The sequence below is a fragment of the Sulfuricurvum sp. genome (assembly GCF_049277495.1).
Taxonomy (GTDB): Bacteria; Campylobacterota; Campylobacteria; order Campylobacterales; family Sulfurimonadaceae; genus Sulfuricurvum.
Genome location: NZ_JBASYM010000024.1, coordinates 53,057 through 71,064 on the forward strand (window position 1 = coordinate 53,057; position 18,008 = coordinate 71,064).

An 18,008-nucleotide genomic window follows, 5' to 3' on the forward strand; every position below is an offset into this window, starting at 1 on the left:
TAATAAAATCCAAAGGCAGTTACGTGCAAGAAACTCCCCATATCCCGGTCCTTTACCGAGAAGTCATCGAAGCATTTTCTCCATGCAAAGAGGGGATTGTAGTCGATTGTACGATGGGATACGGAGGGCACTCTTCGTTATTGCTTGAAAACAATGCGGCTTTATCCCTGATCGGCATCGACCAGGATCCTACGGCAATTGCTTTTTCGTCCAAGCGGCTTGAACCCTTCGGCGATCGGGTAGAGATCCGCCGCGGCCGTTTTTCGGATGTTATTTCCGAAGTAATCGCCGAAAAACAGGATCAAATTTGTGGGATTTTGGCCGATATAGGGGTTTCATCTTTGCAGCTCGATCAGCGGGAACGGGGTTTTTCGTACGAGAGCGATACCCTCGATATGCGGATGAATCCGGATGCTTCGTTGAGTGCGTCGGAGGTGGTCAATGATTACTCGCAAAGTGCGTTAGAGACTATTCTACGTGAGTACGGGGAAGTGACGAATGCCCGCAAAGTGGCGGAGACGATTGTCCATCGGCGTCCGTTCGCATCGGCCAAAGAACTTTCCAACGCTATTTTCCATCTGATGCCGAAGGGAAAAAAAATCCACCCGTCGACTCTCGTGATGCAGGCGATCCGGATTGAAGTCAACGATGAACTGGGCGAACTGACACGGCTGCTCGATGCGATTGAGTCTTCGTCGATTTCCCATCTGCGCGTAGCGATCATTACGTTCCACTCTCTCGAAGACCGGATCGTCAAAAACCGCTTTTCACGATGGGCAAAAAATTGTATTTGTCCCGATGAGGCGATGCGGTGTACCTGCGGGAATAACCACTCGATCGGGAAAGTGATTACGAAAAAACCGTTGACGGCACAGGATGACGAGCTACGCGCAAACTCCCGAAGCCGAAGCGCAAAACTACGCATATTTGAGATTAGAAGAGACTAGGGCCATATGAGCGAAAAGAACGAAATCTTAGAAGAGACAAGAGAACTGATAGCCCCTGAAGAGGCGATGGGGCTTCTTTTTCTGCGGAATGTATTTCTGGGAATTTCTCTGATATTGATTCTCGTGTTTCCGAAAATATTTATCAATACGCAAATCTATTTTAAAAGCCGGGAAATATCGACGCTAAGCCATGAACATGATGCCCTGGTCGAAGAAAATCGCCTCATCAAAGCGAAAGTCGAATCGATGAAATACAAAAATCAGGTATTAGATACTTTCTTTTAGGAGCTGCCCATCATGCTACGCCGCTTCCTCGAGTTCGCACTCGATAAACCGCTGCTGAACCATCTGTTTTTATTTTTTATTGCGTTAGTCTCGATTTTCGCGTATATCAATATTCCCAAAGAAATCTTCCCTCCGATGCAGATGGATAAGATCACGATCAACGGTGCGTATGCCGGAACGAGTGCGGATGTTCTGGATAAAATGGTGGTTCAAACGCTCGAAGACGATCTCAAAAATGTCAATGAGCTCGATGCGGTTACTTCGACCATCAAAAACGGGTCGTTTGGGATTATCGCCGACATCAAACCCGGTTCGAACAATAACAAAGTCCTCAATGATGTTAAAGATATTATTGCCCTGACCAAACGAGACCTCCCTGCCGACATGAACGAACCGACGGCAAAGATTCATGAGGAAGTTATTCCGTTAGTACTGATCGCTATCGCCGGAGATGTCACAACCGAAGAGTTGTTAGCACGCGCGGATGAACTCAAAAGCGACCTCTCGGAACTCAAAGATTTGAGTGAAATCACCATACGCGGAGATGCGGACGATGAACTGGTGATCCGTTTGGATGATCAAAAAATCGAAGCATACGGGTTAAGCCAAAACGGCGTGGTTTCGGCGCTCTCCAATCTCAGCTCCATTTTTCCTATCGGAACGATCAAAGAGGCTAAAAATCACCTTTATATCAGTACTTATAACGGTGAGAAAGATCCGGATCTGATCCGCGATACCCTGATCAATGTGGGGGATGCTCAGGTACGTTTGGGGGATATTGCGAGTATCTCCTTCGAACTGAGCGACGGTTCGGAATTATCGCACTTTAACGGGCAGCGCAATGTTTCGCTCAACATCACGAAAGCTAAAAGCGGGAATGCTATCGAAATCGTCAAAAAGATCCGAAAAAAGCTGGAAGGGTATGATAAAAAGTATCCTCATCTGAAGTTTGAGATCTATACCGATACCTCTGTTTGGATCAAAAACCGCCTTAATACCGTATTTTCCAACATTGTGTTTGGATTGGTGTTAGTCTTTTTTGCCATGCTGATTTTTGTCAACCGCGGTATTGCGATGGTTGTGGCGATGGGGATTCCGGTCAGTTTTATGATCGGTCTGATCGCAACGCAGATGATCGGATACAGCCTTAATATGCTCTCTTTGCTGGGGGCGTTGATTGCGCTGGGGATGCTGGTGGATGAGGCGATCGTTGTGGCCGAGAATATCTACCGTCATATGGAAGAGGGGCTGAGCCGCCGTGAGGCGACGATTCGCGGAGCGTCCGAGATGTTTCCTGCCGTCGTGGCGGCGACGATGACGACGATCTTTGCTTTTTTGCCTTTGTTGATGATGAGCGGCGAGATGGGGACGTTTATTAAGATCCTTCCTATTATGATTTCGATATTGCTCATCAGCTCTTTGTTTGAAGCGTTTTATTTTCTCCCGCTTCACGCACATGATTTCCTCCGTTTGCGCAAAGAAGATCACCTCTCCCATGTTATTTGGGAAAATCTTTACGGATGGTTTGCCAAGGTATTAAAATGGTTATTGCGCCGCCCGAAGATCAATCTGGCACTCATCGTTCTCTCAATCTTGGTGATCGAAGTGCTGTTTGTGAAACACACCAAATTCCAGCTTTTCCCGAAATTCGACGTCACGCAGGTTTATGTGACCGGAAAAGTGGATGTCAATAACGATCTGGAGGCGACCGAAGCGATGGTAGCCGGGATCGAAAAAGAGTTGATTGCCAAACTTCCCCATGGTGATGTCTCTTCGGTGACTTCAGTCATCGGAATGCGGCTTGATTCGAAAAACAAAGCCGAACTCGGCGATAACCTTTTCCACATTTTTATTGATTTGCACGAACATGCTCCGGACAATTTTTATAACCGTTACATCAACCCCTATCTAAGTCTCGAATACGATGCCTCCGGGATGATCCGAGAACGGGATGCGGATAAGATAGGAGAACAGGTCTCCGAAATCCTCAAACCGTATGTGGCACAAAAAATCGCTGACAAACCGATGTTTGAAGAGTTGATCACCACCGTTCCGGGAACGGGTGTAATCGCCCATGATGTCGAAATCGCCCTGGAAGGCAAAAGCGACGCCGAACTGGTTCGCGGGATCGAGCGGCTGAAAGCGCAGATGGGGAGTATCCAAGGTGTCCACAGTATTGGAGACAACGCCGATATCGGCGAACGGGAGCTGAAACTGCGGGTGAACGGCTACGGTCAGCAGCTGGGACTGGATGAAACGCTCCTCAATGCACAGCTGAGATCGTACTATCTGAAAGCCGAATACTCCAAAATGTTTAATGAAAAAGGGCTGATCCGTATCCGTATCGAAGGGAAAGAGAAAGATGCCCTTTCGTCTTTGGAAAATTTTCCGATCCGGATTGGAAACGAGGACGTGGCTCTCAAAGAGGTATGTGATTTCATCTATACCCGAGGGTACGTAACCCTCAACAAAGAAGACGGGAAACGGACACGCAGTGTATTCGCCTCCATCAACAAGGATCTCGTTACCTCCGGCGACGTTATGAATAAGCTCGCTCCGACGGTCGAAGCTTTGAAAAAAGAGGGGTATGGCGTCAATGTCAAAGGGGAAGAGCAAGAGAATGCCAAAACCAAACGGGAGATGTCCCAAGCGGCCATCATGGCTATCGTATTGATCTTTATCACATTGGTGTGGCTGTTTGATTCGTTTGTCAAATCGCTCATTGTCTTAAGTGTTATTCCCCTTTCTCTCTTAGGGGTCTATGCGGGACACTGGATGATGGGATTAAACATGACGATGCCGGGGCTTATCGGTACGGTGGGATTGGTCGGAGTCGTCGTGAATGACGGTTTGCTGATGGTGCAGTTTATCCAAAGAGCACGGGATAAAGACGAACTGATAACTATGGCGAAAACACGCCTCCGTCCGATTCTGATGACTTCGATCACGACCGTTTTGGGACTGGCGACGCTTATTTTCTTCGCCAGCGGCCAAGCGAAGATACTGCAGCCGATGGCGATATCGCTCGGATTCGGACTCGGGTGGGCAACGCTCTTGAATCTCATTTATGTTCCGTTGCTTTACGGTGTTATTTACCGGATCAAAGATAAAGTCATAGAACCGCTAGAAAAATAGTTTCGAGAGCGGATTGATTGAATAAAAGATTTTTTTATACTAGGGTTTGAAAAACGGGATTAAAAGTAACAAAAGATTAAATTTATCCCATTCTTTTATTTTTCTCCCGCCCCTCTTTTTTGTACACACCTAAGAATTGTGGTGGTATAATCGCCGACTTAAATTGATACTTTGGAGATACAATGTATAATCTGTTTAAAGATGAATACGATATGTTCCAAAGTGCATCGAAAAGCAGGGTTATGGATATCGTTTTGATACGAAGCGTGACGAGTTGCCTCATGAAGCGGAACGGGTAGCCGTGAAAAACTTTTTTCTCTTTTTTCTTCTCGGAGCGCTTTGCGTTTTGAATGCTGCTGCGTGGAGGGAAACAAAAAGTTTTACCCTAAAAAAAGATCAGTTGGTTAAAATTCTGGTCAAGAGCGAAGGTCAAGAGCGGATGCTGAATTTCAGATGGACGCTCTATACTGACAAGGCATTGGTCGTACATGAGAGTTTTGATCGGTTTGTCGGACAGCATATCCTCTATGCCGGACATGCCAATCAAAGCTTTCGCAAACGCCTTTTACCTGCCAAAAGAAGCGAAAAAGATACGCCTTATGCCCTCGTCGTTTTCAAAAAATTCGATGAAGCCAATGCTACGGCGCAAATGGATCTTTTTTTGATTGACAAAGAGAATCGAATCGTGTTGGATTATTTAACGGAGAAGTGATTACTGGAATGTTGGAAACCGTAGAAACCCTTATTGCCAAACTCATTGATGAGGTCGATTATCCTCATGCCACGGAACTATTTAAAAAACTCTCCGGCGGAAAACGGCTGCGGGCACGGCTGATTTTGACCATTGCCCCTGAAGCCCCTTCCGCACCGCTGCTCGGTGCCATTGTAGAGCTTATCCATGCGGCGAGTCTTCTCCATGATGATGTCATCGATGAAGCGCAGCTCCGCCGCGGCGTCCCTTCGGTCAATGCGACGCAGGGGAGCAAAACGGCCATCATGCTCGGCGATATCCTCTACTCCAAAGCCTTCAGCGAACTGACGGCGTTTGATCCCAAAATTTCCCGCGCGGTTGCCGAATCGGTCACCCGTCTTTCGGTAGGGGAGATGATGGATGTATCGATGGCGGAGAGTTTCAATACCGACCGCGAACTCTATCTCAAAATGCTCTATCTTAAAACAGCCACCCTCATCGAAGCCTGTGCTTATGGCGCTGCGGTACTTGCCGGAAAAGATGCCCAGGCGCATGCCATCTATGGCAAAAATTTGGGATTGGCTTTCCAGATTGTTGATGATATCCTCGATATTACCGCCGATGAAGCGACCCTCGGGAAACCATCGCTGAATGATTTTTCCGAAGGGAAAGTGACGTTGCCGTATATCGATCTGTATGAGCGGCTCGGCAGGGATGAAAAAGAGCGCTTGGTGCAGTCTCATGCGCAAGTGCTTGAGGATGAGGAAAAAGGGTGGATCCGCTCCCGAATGGATCAATTCCATGTTATCGAACACTCGTATGCGCATGCCAGAGCCCTTTGTGACGAAGCGGTTGCCGCTATCGGTGATGATCTTGCTTTACGCGCAATCATCGAAACCGTGATTCAAAGAAGCCATTGATGCATTACCTGGTTGTTAGCTTTTCGTATAAAAACTCGACATTGGCGGTACGGGAAAAACTTGCTTTTGTGGATGAACCTGCACGTTTGACAGCAATGGGCGAACTGAACAGCAGCGCACATATCAGTGAATCGATGATCCTCTCCACCTGCAACCGTGTTGAGATTTTTTGCAGTTGCAACGATACCGACGAAGCGAAAGAAGAGTTGTTCTTACTTTTAACAAAACACTCAGGGCTGAGTCATACGGAACTCTATTCTCGTGCCGATATTTTTGATGATGAGGGGGCGATTCACCATCTTTTCAGTGTGGCGAGTTCTCTGGATTCGATGGTGGTCGGTGAGACGCAAATCGCCGGTCAGCTCAAAGACGCGCATAAGCTTTCTCAGGACAACGGACTCTCAGCGCAAAAAATTTCCCGTGCGATGGGATATGCCTTTAAATGTGCCGCCGAAGTGCGCAATGCGACCAATATCTCCTCCAAACCGGTTTCCATTGCCAGTGTTGCCGTCGCCAAAGTCAAAGAGAGCGTCGGAGATGTGAACGGTAAAAAAGCGCTGGTGATCGGTTCGGGAGAGATGTCGGTTATCACCTGCAAGCATCTGAGTGCTCAGGGCGTCGATGTGACGGTGATGAACCGCACGTTTGAGAAAGCCGAAGAGATTGCCCGTGAGTGCAATGCCCGTGTCCGATCTTTCGATGAACTTGAATACGCGATCAATGAGAACGAGCTGCTGTTCACCGCAACCGGATCGATCACCCCTATTATTACCGATGAGATGATCAAACCGTGTTCGTTTGACCGTTTTTGGTTTGACATGGCGGTTCCCCGCGATATCGAATGCGATCCGGGAATCTGGTCGATCCGTCTTTTTTATGTGGATGACCTCAAAGAGATCGTCAGTGAAAATATCGCTCTGCGCGAAGATGAAGCAAAACTCTCCTACGTTATCGTCCGTCGGCATGTCAGCGGATTTTTTGAATGGCTTAAAACACTCTCTGTCGAGCCGCTGATTAAAAACATGTATCTTCGTGCTTCGGATGCCGCGAACCAAGAATCAACCCGCGTCATCGAAAACGGCTTTATCCCCAAAGAGTATGAGCAAGCGCTCCAAAAAGCTACTCTTCAGGCGTTAAAGCGTTTTCTTCACCCGTTCGCCGAGCGGATGCGTGACGGTTCTGATCCGATGCGGGTGGATACACTGATCGAATCGATGAGCTTTTTAATGAATCAAGAAGAGGGTGACGAACTCTCCCAAAACTCCTGTACCTATTACCCTAAAGGAAAATAATGCGTTTTAGCAAAGCCTATATCCCTACAACCAAAGAATCTCCCAAAGATGCCCAGCTTCCGAGTCACATCTATCTTTCCCGTGCAGGGTTTGTCGCTCAGGTAGCGAGCGGATTGTATAATTTTTTACCGTTGGGCAAACGGGTACTTCGTAAAATCGAAACCATTATTAACGAAGAGATGGCGGCATGCGATGCACTTGAAGTGGATCTCAGTTTTGTCACCCCGGCCGAGTTGTGGCAAGAAAGCGGACGGATTGAAAAATTCGGTAAAGAACTCCTCCGTTTTCGTGACCGTAAAGACAACCTGTTTGTTCTCGGGCCGACCCATGAAGAGATGATGGTCAGTATCGTCCGTAACCGCATTACGAGCTATAAACAGCTTCCTCTGAATGTCTATCAGATCAAAACCAAATTCCGTGACGAAGCGCGTCCGAGATTCGGATTGATGCGTGCCCGTGAATTCGTGATGAAAGACGGATACAGCTTCCACTCTTCCACCGAAGATCTGGACCGTGAATTTGATGCGATGGAAGCGGCGTATAAACGGATTTTAGAGCGTTTGGGACTGAACTTCCGGATTGTCGAGGCGGACAGCGGTGCTATCGGCGGGACGGGTTCTAAAGAACTGATGGTTCTCGCCTCCAGCGGTGAAGATACCTTGGCCGTGTGCGATACCTGTGAATACGGGGCCAATGTCGAAGCGGCGCGCCGTTCACCTCGTACCGTGATTCCAGAAGCACCGAGTGCCGATTTCGCCCGGTTTAAAACGCCGAACGTCAAATCGATCGATGATCTGAGCGCTTTTTTCCATGTTGATCCCTACTACACCCTCAAAGCGGTGGTACAGCGCGCGGTTTATACCGAGGGGAGCGAATTGGTCTGTTTCTTCCTCCGCGGATGCGATGAACTTCAAGAGGTCAAAGCGCGCAACAGTGTCGGCGCGATCGATTTGGTCGATGCGAGCGAAGCGGAACTGAGTGAGATCGGTTTGGTTCCTGGATTTATCGGGCCGCTCGATCAGGATAAAATCCGAATCGTCATGGATAACGATACTCGCAGCGCGACAGGGATGATCTGCGGTGCCAACGAAGCGGACTACCATTTTGTCGGCGTTGACTTGAGTGTCATGAATGAGGCACATTTCGCCGATCTGAGCGCTGTCCAAGAAGGTGACGGATGCCCTCACTGCGGCGGTAAACTTCTCCATACCAAAGGGATCGAAGTAGGGCATATCTTTAAACTCGGTACCGTTTATTCGGCACCGCTCAAAGCGGAGTATTTGGATGAAAACGGCCGTTCTCAGCCTTTTATCATGGGAACCTACGGAATGGGTGTCAGCCGTCTTGTTGCCGCGGTGATCGAACAGCATCATGATGAAAAAGGGTGTATCTGGACGCATGCAACCGCCCCGTATCTTGTGAATGTTATGGTTTCGAACATCAAAGAAGAATCCCATATGGCATACGCCGAAGAACTGTACGCCTCATTGCAAAAAAGCGGCATCGAGACCATCTTTGATGATCGTAAAGAGCGGTTCGGCTTCAAGATGTCGGATGCCGAATTGATCGGATTTCCGTTTACGGTCATTGTCGGAAAAGAGCTGGAAAACGGCCAAGTACAGATTATGATCCGCAAAACCCGCGAGATGATTACCGTTGACTCGGGCGATGTCATGAATAAGATTCAGGAATTGTGCCAATGATCTATTTCCTGATCTATCTTTTTCTGGAAGTGATGGTCACCACGGAGATAGCTTCGGTTATCGGCGGATTGGCAACCTTTTTGGAGATTATAGGGAGTGCATTTTTAGGGATATTTATCCTGATGAATTTCCGTCATACTTTGGCTGAAAATGTTTATGCCCTGCGGACGCGCCAAATCGATATGGAAAGTTTCTCTCAGCGCAATCTTATGGGGCTGTTCGGGGCTATCCTTTTGATCATTCCCGGATTTTTAAGCGATATGATCGGAATTTTAATGCAGTTTTCCCTGTTAAGTTCGCTTATCATTAACCGTTTTTCGCGAAAATACCATACACCAACTCAACCAAAGGACGACCATGTCATTGATGCCGAAATTATCGAGCATACTCCTACTCTCCGCTAGCCTAATGGCGGCGAGTGATGCCGAAGTAGTCTCATTTTTAAAAAAAGGGATTGGAGCCAATCCTAATATCAGCAATTTGAAGATTGAAGTCAACGGGAAAAAAAATCTCCCCTCTGTGAGCGGATGGCAAGCCTATTTTGTCACCATCGAGGCAGATGTCAAACAAGGGAATGATTCCCGGCATATCAATCAAAACGGAACCTATTTCGTGAGCGGAAATACGTTGGCGCCGGAACTGGTCAATCTTAAAACCGGTGAACGCTATAACGACACGGTAGCTCCGGATTTTGATGATGCATTTTACACGAAGTTCAACCGCATCAGCGGAGATGCCAATGCCGCCAATAAGGTGGTAATCTTTTCTGATCCCCTTTGCCCGTTTTGCCGCCGATATGTTCCGGAGGCCTTGACGTATATGGCAAAATACCCTAAAACGTTTGCCGTCTATTATTACCATTTTCCCCTTACCGCGCTTCATCCGGCAGCATCAACTCTAACCAAAGCGGCTATTGCGGCTGAGCAAAAGGGAACGGAGAATACGGTTTTGGGTCTCTATAAAGTAGACATCAATCCGAATGAAAAAGATGACCAGAAGATTCTTAACGCCTTTAATAAAACATTCGGAACCAAGATTGACCTGAATGACATCCGAAGCGCTTCCGTTACGAAGCAGTTCGAATTCGACCAAAAAGCGGCTCAGTCGGCGATGGTGGCCGGGACACCGACAGTCTTTTTTAACGGTCAGAAAGATCCATCCAAAAACAAATACAAAGATGTCAAAGTAAAATAATCACACTCAAAAGTTAGGACGACAATGAAAAAACTTACCATCGCGACACGGGGAAGCAAACTTGCCCTATGGCAATCTCACCACATTAAATCGGTTATCGAATCACACTTTAGTGATGTCGAAGTGGAACTCAAGATTATTATCACCTCCGGAGATAAAATTTTGGATGTTCCCTTGGCGAAAATCGGGGGCAAAGGGTTGTTTCTCAAAGAGATCGAAGAATCGATGCTTCGCGGTGAGGCTCAGATGGCGGTTCATTCATTGAAAGACGTTCCGACGATGATGCCTGAGGGGCTATTGCTTTCGGCGATTACAGTGCGCGAGGATGTTAGAGACGCGATGCTGAGTGACAAATATGCTGATATCAATGCCCTTCCTTTAGGGGCGACGGTCGGTACTTCTTCACTGCGCCGCCGTATGCAGCTGGTCAAACAGCGTCCTGACTTGGTGATCAAAGATTTACGCGGTAATGTCGACACCCGTATCCGTAAGCTGAAAGAGGGAGAATTCGACGCTATTATCTTGGCGGCTGCAGGGATCAACCGCTTGGGCTTTTCGGATTTGGTAGAACATTTCTATCCGATTTCCCTCGATGAAATGCTTCCGGCTATGGGGCAGGGGGCATTAGGGATCGAAACGGTCAATGAGCCGTGGGTACTGGAAATCGCTGCATTTTTGGAAGATGAGAACAGTCGAATAGAGACGACGATTGAACGCGGTTTCGTCGACACGTTGCAGGGGGGTTGTCAGGTCCCGATCGGTGTGAGTGCACGGGTTCAGGCAAACGGTGACGTGATCGTCCGTTCAACGCTGGGTATGCCCGATGGCTCCGAAGTGATGGGGGACGAAGTTGTTGTTCCGAAAGATCAAACGCAGCGTGTCGGTGAATCAATGGCGGAACGGTTGATCGCTCAGGGTGCTATGGAGCTTCTCCAGCGTGCTGAAGCCATGGCAAATGAGGCATAAGCAGTGACATTACAAAAAACGATCGATTTATTACAATCCAAAGGCGAATTGCGCATTATCGATACCCCATTGGACATTGCGTTGGAAATTCCCCATTTGGCGTATGCCGAAGTCAAAAAAGCGGATGGAGGAAAAGCCCTTCTTTTTACCCATCCTATCGATAAAGCTACAGGGAAAAGCTTTGAGACTCCGGTGGTTATGAACCTCTTTGGCTCTTTTCGCCGCACCGAGCTTTTATTCGGCCGGGAGGTCGAAGGTGTCGCGAGCGAGATCGAAAAACTCCTGCACATGAAACCGCCTCAAGGATTTAAAGAAAAAATCGGCATGCTCGGCGATTTGTTTGCTATGAAAGATATCTTTCCTAAAAAACTCAAAACCCGCGGAAGCTGTCAAGAGAGTATTCAACAAGGCGATGATGTCAATCTGTATGATTTGCCTATTCTGACCACATGGGAAGAAGACGGGGGGCCGTTTATTACGATGGGTCAGGTATATACTCAAAGTTTGGATGGAGCACTCGTCAATCTCGGGATGTACCGTTTGCAGGTATATGATAAAAATCACCTCGGTATGCACTGGCAGATTCACAAGGATTCCTCGCATTTCTTTGATCAGTACCAGCGTGCCGGCAAAAAAATGCCTGTTTCGATTGCTATCGGCGGCGATCCCCTGTATACATGGTGTGCAACAGCACCGCTGCCGTACGGAGTCAATGAACTGCTCTTATACGGTCTAATCAAAAAAGAATCTCCGAAGCTTGTCGAGTCGATCACAACGCCTCTTTTCATTCCGGAAGATGTCGATTTCGTCATCGAAGGGTGGGTTGATACCGAAAAGCTCCGAATAGAGGGCCCTTTTGGGGATCATACCGGCTATTATACGCTCGAAGAGCACTATCCTGAAATGGAAGTAAGCGCGATAACGCACCGTAAAAACCCTTACTATCTGGCTACGGTCGTCGGTAAACCGCCGTTGGAAGACAAGTATATGGGTTGGGCGACGGAGCGTGTATTCTTACCGCTTCTAAAAACCAATGCCGCGGATTTGATCGATTACCATATGCCGGAAAACGGAGTGTTTCATAATCTGATTTTGGCAAAGATGAAACCGCTTTACAAAGGACATGCGAAGCAGTTCATGCATATTTTTTGGGGCTCAGGACAGATGAGTTTTGTGAAACATGCCCTCTTTTTTGGAGAAGATGCCCCGAAACTCACGAACTATGAAGCGTTGATAACGTATGCGCTGAACCGTTTTATTCCCAAATGTCTTTTTGTCTCCGAGGGGATTACGGATGCTCTTGATCACTCCAGTCCCGAATCGCTGGTGGGGGGGAAATTGGGGATCGATTTTACGTCATCGCATTCACCGATAGCCCCTGAGTCCGTTGACAGTTCGGTATTGCTCGAACAGCTGCGTGTCCTTCTTCCGGAAGTGACCGGATTGACACAGTATATGCGTCATACGGCTAACCCGATCACCATTATCAGTGTCCAGAAAAATCGTTCGCTCAAAGAGTGTTTCAGCGCTTTGGAAAGTCTAAATGCCTATTTGCGTATCGTGATTTTCGTCGATGAGGCAAAGAATGACATCCACAATCCTTACATGCTGGTATGGAGGGTCACGAATAATATTGACGCGTCCCGAGACCTGTACCATTCTGATTTGATCGTTGCCCTTGATGGCACAACCAAAACGGAAGTGGACGGTTTCGAGAGAGAATGGCCGGGGGATGTCGAGTGTACTCCTTCTGTCGTGAAACATCTTAAAGAACTTTCTTTATGGGATCTGGATCCTAAACTGGAACAAAAGTACCGTCTTTGACGTTTTAATTCCCCTTTTTTAGGGAAAGTTTATTAAGCATTTTATTATAATTAGTAATGTAACATTGATAATGATTTTATTTAACGAGGAAGACCCATTCCGATGCACAAGATTTATGCTACAGTAGCAATTGTTCTCATTTCAGGTTCGACAATGCTTAACGCAGCCACATATAAAGGGCAAAAAGCTTATATAGAGTCGTGCAAAGAGTGTCACGGAGGAGGTCAAGCCCTTGCCGGATCCAAAAAGCAGCGAATCTGGGAAAAATTAATGGGTAACAAAGGCGAAAAACTTGCCGATATCCATACTGCTTCGAAAAAAGCGCAGCCTTCTTGGGAATATTTCAACAGCCGCGCTTATGCCAAAGATGCCAGACATCTGGAAGACTTCTTAGTTGAATATGCTGCTGACAGCGGAAACGTTCCGGCTTGTAATTAACCCCTAATTAAACCATCATATTTGTCATGATGGTTTTCTCTAAACCAAACTTCGCTAAAATCCCCTAATTCATACTTACTCGGAGATATCATGGAAAAAATGTGGTCCGGACGTTTTACGCAAGATGCGTCAACCCTTTTAGAAAAATTTAATGCATCCATCATGTTTGATCAAAAACTGTATCGCGAAGATATAGAAGGTTCAGTGGCGCATGCGAAGATGCTCACACATCAGGGGATTTTGAGCCAAGAAGAACTGGTTTCGATCGAAGCGGGTATGGCTCAAGTGTTGAGTGAGATCGAATCGGGTGCTTTTGAATGGAAGATCGGCGATGAAGATCTCCATATGGCCATCGAAAAAAGATTAACGGCGATTATCGGCGAAGCGGGGAAAAAACTCCATACCGCCCGCAGCCGCAATGATCAGGTTGCCCTCGATTTTCGCCGCTACGTACTGCGAAAAAACCGCGAGATCGTTGGACAGATCAAATCGCTTATGGGGGCGATTGTTGATATTGCCCGTGATCATACATCCACTTTGTTGCCGGGGATGACCCATTTGCAGCATGCACAACCGATAAATTTCGGGTTCCATCTCTTAGCCTATGCTTCGATGTTTAAACGTGACTGCGAACGATTTGAAAGCTCTGCGGAACGCAATAATATTTCTCCGATCGGATGTGCGGCTCTTGCGGGAACACCTCACAATATCGATCGTGAAATGACGGCAAAGATCCTCGGATTTGATGCCGTCAGTGTCAACTGCCTCGATACGGTGAGCGATCGCGATTTCGCATTGGAAATTTTATTTAATATTTCGACGCTGATGATGCACATATCACGACTTGCCGAAGAAATTATCCTTTGGTCGAGCTATGAGTTCCGATTCGTCGAACTTTCCGATGCCTATTCGACCGGAAGCTCCATCATGCCTCAAAAGAAAAATCCCGATGTTCCTGAACTGCTGCGCGGAAAGACAGGTCGGGTCTTCGGAAACCTGATGGGCTTGCTGACGGTCATGAAAGGGTTGCCTCTCGCCTACAATAAAGATACCCAAGAAGACAAAGAGGGGGTGTTTGACAGCGTAGAAACGGCAGAAATCTCCCTGGAAATTCTCCGCGAAGCCCTTAAAACAATGACGGTCAAGCCGCACAATATGGAACGGGCCTGCAAGCTCGGACATTTGAGTGCAACCGACTTGGCCGATTATCTCGTCGAACACTGTGATGTACCGTTTCGTGAAGCCCACCACATTACCGGACGTGCGGTGGCGCGTGCCGAAGTTTTAGGGATCGATTTGAGTGATATTGAGTATAAAGAGCTTCATGCCATCGACAGCCGAATCAAAGAGGATGTTATTGCCTATTTGGCGATCGAACATTCGATGAATGCCCGAACCTCCCAAGGGGGAACGGCAGAACTGCGAACGTTGGAGCAAATACTCTATTTTGATCATTATCTTAATGCGCACGGATACGATTCGATCGCAGACTCATGATTAAAAATTAAAAGAAGGAAAAAGTTTATGAAAATCACCGTTTCTCACCAGGATGCTATGCGTTTTGAGGCAAAAACCGAAAAAAGCAGTTTTATCATTGATTGCCCGCAAATCTCTCCGATCGAATATTTTCTGAGCGGAATTATCGCCTGCAGTGCGACCGATGTCGTGATGCTTCCGCAAAAACAGGGATATGAAGTTAAAAATCTTGAAGTCGACGGTGAAGTGGTCCGTAATGAGACGGCACCGCGTAAATTCAATTCGCTCCACCTTGAATACCGTTTTGACTCCAATGCCGACGATACGCTTGCGGCACGCTGGGTCATGGCGAGTCTTGAGACCTACTGCTCGACGATCAATACGATCCGCGACAGTGTCGTTATCACCTATACGATTAAACACAACGGCCAGACGATTCGCGACAATGAGTCTATGATCAGCGGCGGCGGAAGCAGTGTTGATTTCGGATCACTTCAAGGGTGTAATGCGTAATTTTTCCATAAGGGGAAAGAGATGAAAGTTGTTGCATTCGCAGCCAGCAGCAGCAAAAATTCGATCAATAAAAAATTGATAATCTATACGGTAGGGCTGCTGGAGAATGTTGACGTTGAAGTACTGGATCTGAACGACTATGAACTTCCCCTTTTCAGTGTCGATCGAGAAGCACAAATAGGGCACCCTGAACGGGCAAAAGCTTTTTTTGACAAAATCGGACAAAGCGATTTTTTGATCATCTCTTTTGCCGAGCACAATGCTTCGTATACAGCCGCCTATAAAAATCTTTTTGATTGGTGTTCACGCATCGATTCGAAAGTTTTTCAAAACAAGCCGATGATCTTATTGTCTACATCACCCGGTGCCAGAGGCGGTTCGTCGGTACTTTCAACGGCTGTATCCTCTGCCCCGCATTTTGGAGGCCGGGTGAAAGCCAGTCTTTCTATCCCGAGTTTTAACGAAAATTTTGATCTTGCATCAGGATGTATTACCAATCCTGAGATTCAGAGCCAAATTATGAAGGCTCTTGAAAGTTTAACGTCAGAGGTTGATTAAAAAAAGTCTTTCGGATCGGCATCTGCGAAATGGCCCCAATGAAGTTTTGCTCCGCCGACAACGTGGAAGTGAAGATGACCCACCTCTTGACCACCGTTTTCACCGATGTTGCTGATGATACGGTAACCGCTTTGATCAATCCCCAGTGTTTTGGCCACTTCTTGCATAAATGTTCCCATTTTACCCATCATTTCCCCCGGAATGTCATTGAAACTATTGTAATGAGTTTTTGGAATGACTAAAACATGGACGGGAGCTTTTGGATTAATGTCATGAAAAGCATAGAACTCTTCATTTTCAGCTACAGTATTGGAGGGAATTTCTTTGTTTATGATTTTGCAGAAAATGCACATAGTTAACCTCTTTTTTTATGCTATTGTAGCACATGGTTCGTCCCTTGAAGCTATTTATAAAAGAGATTTGACTACAATATCTTCCAAATTGAAAGCGCTTTCAGAAATAATGAGAATGTGTTTTAAAGCTTTCAGAAAACCATCAATGGAGACTCTATTTTGCAAGAGTGGTATGACGCTATAAAATCGGCGGACTCGATTGATAAAATCGAAGAGATCCGAATCGCCGTTTTCGGAAAAAAAGGGATAATGAACGCAGAGTTCGCCCGTATGAAAGATATTCCCGATGCGGAAAAAGGGGCATTTGCCAAAGAACTGAACATCCACAAAGAGGGATTGAATGCTCTTTTGGTCGATCGAAAACTTTTCCTGGCAATGGAACATTTACAAGAGACAATGAAATCCGAAGCGATCGATGTAAGCCTCTACTCTGCGACCAGCGAGCGCGGATCGCTTCATCCGGTCATGGAAACCATGGACCGTATCGTGGAATATTTTATCGCTATGAATTTTTCGGTACAAACGGGCCCGATGGTCGAAGATGATTTCCACAATTTCGAAGCTTTAAACCTTCCTAAATATCATCCTGCGCGCGATATGCAGGACACTTTTTATTTTAAAGACTCGATGCTGCTTCGCACCCACACTTCGCCGGTGCAGATTCGTACGATGTTAAGTACGCAGCCGCCGATCCGTATGATCGCACCGGGTGCCGTTTTCCGTCGCGATTATGATATCACCCATACCCCGATGTTCCATCAGGTTGAAGGTCTGGTGGTTGAAGAAGCCGGGAAAGTATCGTTCGCGAATCTCAAATTTATCCTTGAAGATTTTCTCAAAACGATGTTCGGAGATGTCGAAGTCCGTTTCCGTCCAAGTTTCTTCCCGTTTACGGAACCTTCTGCAGAAGTCGATATCAGCTGTATTTTCTGCGGCGGAAAAGGGTGCCGTGTCTGTTCCAAAACCGGTTGGCTTGAAGTTCTCGGATGCGGTATCGTCGATCCGAACGTCTTTAAAGCAGTCGGATATGAAAATGTCAGCGGATATGCGTTTGGTTTAGGGGTTGAGCGGTTTGCAATGCTGATCCACCGAATCGGAGACTTACGCTCTTTATTTGAGGGAGATACGAGATTATTGGAGCAGTTTAGATGATCGTTACAAAAAATTGGTTAAACGAATGGATCGATCTCAGTGAAATAAGCACGGATCAGCTGCTTAAAACCTTGAACTCTATCGGCTTGGAAGTGGATCGCCATGAAGTCATTAATGTGGCTGAGGGTGTTGTCATCGGATACGTCGAAGCGTGCGAAAAGCATCCGGATGCCGATAAACTCAATGTCTGTCAAGTCAATGTCGGCAACAGTGTACGCCAGATTGTTTGCGGTGCTTCGAATGTGCGTGCAGGGATTCACATTGCATTGGCTACGGTCGGCGCAGAGCTTCCGGGCGGCCTTAAAATCAAAGAAGCAAAACTTCGCGGTGTCGATTCGCACGGAATGATCTGTTCGGCTAAAGAGCTCGGGCTTCCTTCCATGGGTGAGGGGATTATGATCCTTGATTCCAGTATCGGTGAATTGGTTCTGGGAAAAAACCTGAATGAATACAGTGTATTTAACGATGATGTGATTGAGATTGAATTGACCGCCAACCGCGGAGATTGTCTGAGCATTCATGGTATCGCACGTGATCTGTGTGCGGCACTTTCCCGTGAGA

At 47.0% G+C, this 18,008-nt stretch carries 18 protein-coding genes; 17 read left to right on the plus strand and 1 reads right to left on the minus strand.

Annotation, left to right across the window (positions count from 1 at the left end; genetic code table 11):
• Positions 1 to 23: 23 nt before the first annotated feature.
• From rsmH to WAO38_RS05480, 15 genes are all read left to right on the plus strand, one after another.
• On the plus strand, positions 24 to 947 hold the full coding sequence (gene rsmH, locus WAO38_RS05410; RefSeq protein WP_422235085.1) for a 16S rRNA (cytosine(1402)-N(4))-methyltransferase RsmH: 924 nt from the start codon (positions 24 to 26) through the stop codon (positions 945 to 947).
• A 6-nt stretch (positions 948 to 953) separates the two neighbouring features.
• Positions 954 to 1,232, plus strand: a complete 279-nt coding sequence (locus WAO38_RS05415) for a hypothetical protein (protein ID WP_422235087.1) — start codon at positions 954 to 956, stop codon at positions 1,230 to 1,232.
• Positions 1,233 to 1,244: 12 nt separating this feature from the next.
• Positions 1,245 to 4,367, plus strand: coding sequence for an efflux RND transporter permease subunit (locus tag WAO38_RS05420; protein WP_422235089.1), 3,123 nt, complete (start codon positions 1,245 to 1,247; stop codon positions 4,365 to 4,367).
• Between the two features lie 400 nt (positions 4,368 to 4,767).
• Entirely contained in the window at positions 4,768 to 5,079 is a 312-nt protein-coding gene (locus WAO38_RS05425) for a hypothetical protein (RefSeq protein ID WP_422235091.1), read from the plus strand.
• An 11-nt stretch (positions 5,080 to 5,090) separates the two neighbouring features.
• Entirely contained in the window at positions 5,091 to 5,978 is an 888-nt protein-coding gene (locus tag WAO38_RS05430) for a polyprenyl synthetase family protein (protein WP_422235119.1), read from the plus strand.
• Positions 5,978 to 7,270 (plus strand): glutamyl-tRNA reductase, encoded by a 1,293-nt coding sequence (gene hemA, locus WAO38_RS05435; RefSeq protein ID WP_422235093.1) that lies wholly within the window; start codon positions 5,978 to 5,980, stop codon positions 7,268 to 7,270. Before WAO38_RS05430 ends, hemA begins: the two co-directional genes overlap by 1 nt.
• Positions 7,270 to 8,973: a proline--tRNA ligase gene (locus WAO38_RS05440; RefSeq protein WP_422235095.1), complete on the plus strand. Its 1,704-nt coding sequence runs from the start codon at positions 7,270 to 7,272 to the stop codon at positions 8,971 to 8,973. The genes hemA and WAO38_RS05440 overlap by 1 nt, the downstream gene beginning before the upstream one ends.
• On the plus strand, positions 8,970 to 9,377 hold the full coding sequence (locus WAO38_RS05445) for an FxsA family protein (protein ID WP_422235097.1): 408 nt from the start codon (positions 8,970 to 8,972) through the stop codon (positions 9,375 to 9,377). Before WAO38_RS05440 ends, WAO38_RS05445 begins: the two co-directional genes overlap by 4 nt.
• Entirely contained in the window at positions 9,331 to 10,167 is an 837-nt protein-coding gene (locus WAO38_RS05450) for a DsbA family protein (RefSeq protein WP_422235099.1), read from the plus strand. The genes WAO38_RS05445 and WAO38_RS05450 overlap by 47 nt, the downstream gene beginning before the upstream one ends.
• 24 nt (positions 10,168 to 10,191) lie before the next feature.
• Positions 10,192 to 11,133 carry a hydroxymethylbilane synthase gene (gene hemC / locus WAO38_RS05455; protein WP_422235101.1) on the plus strand — a complete coding sequence of 314 codons (942 nt, stop codon included), beginning with the start codon at positions 10,192 to 10,194 and terminating at the stop codon, positions 11,131 to 11,133.
• 3 nt (positions 11,134 to 11,136) lie between these two features.
• Positions 11,137 to 12,957, plus strand: coding sequence for a menaquinone biosynthesis decarboxylase (locus WAO38_RS05460; RefSeq protein ID WP_422235103.1), 1,821 nt, complete (start codon positions 11,137 to 11,139; stop codon positions 12,955 to 12,957).
• Positions 12,958 to 13,110: 153 nt separating this feature from the next.
• Positions 13,111 to 13,395: a cytochrome C gene (locus WAO38_RS05465; protein WP_422235105.1), complete on the plus strand. Its 285-nt coding sequence runs from the start codon at positions 13,111 to 13,113 to the stop codon at positions 13,393 to 13,395.
• A 90-nt stretch (positions 13,396 to 13,485) separates the two neighbouring features.
• Positions 13,486 to 14,892, plus strand: a complete 1,407-nt coding sequence (gene argH, locus WAO38_RS05470) for an argininosuccinate lyase (protein WP_422235107.1) — start codon at positions 13,486 to 13,488, stop codon at positions 14,890 to 14,892.
• Positions 14,893 to 14,919: 27 nt separating this feature from the next.
• The gene (locus WAO38_RS05475; protein ID WP_422235109.1) at positions 14,920 to 15,384 is read left to right on the plus strand and encodes an OsmC family protein; all 465 of its coding nucleotides are present in this window, start codon (positions 14,920 to 14,922) and stop codon (positions 15,382 to 15,384) included.
• A gap of 21 nt (positions 15,385 to 15,405) precedes the next feature.
• Positions 15,406 to 15,942 (plus strand): NADPH-dependent FMN reductase, encoded by a 537-nt coding sequence (locus WAO38_RS05480; RefSeq protein ID WP_422235111.1) that lies wholly within the window; start codon positions 15,406 to 15,408, stop codon positions 15,940 to 15,942.
• On the opposite strand, the gene WAO38_RS05485 is transcribed toward WAO38_RS05480, so the two are convergent.
• Complete coding sequence (locus WAO38_RS05485) at positions 15,939 to 16,295, minus strand: histidine triad nucleotide-binding protein (RefSeq protein WP_422235113.1); 357 nt, start codon at positions 16,293 to 16,295, stop codon at positions 15,939 to 15,941. The genes WAO38_RS05480 and WAO38_RS05485 overlap by 4 nt on opposite strands.
• Positions 16,296 to 16,454: 159 nt before the next feature.
• Between WAO38_RS05485 and pheS the strand changes: the two genes are divergently transcribed.
• Both pheS and ytpR read left to right on the plus strand, forming a co-directional pair.
• Positions 16,455 to 17,447: a phenylalanine--tRNA ligase subunit alpha gene (pheS, locus tag WAO38_RS05490; protein WP_422235115.1), complete on the plus strand. Its 993-nt coding sequence runs from the start codon at positions 16,455 to 16,457 to the stop codon at positions 17,445 to 17,447.
• The coding region (ytpR, locus tag WAO38_RS05495; RefSeq protein ID WP_422235117.1) for a YtpR family tRNA-binding protein at positions 17,444 to 18,008 on the plus strand (565 nt) is incomplete at its 3' end. The genes pheS and ytpR, both read left to right, overlap by 4 nt.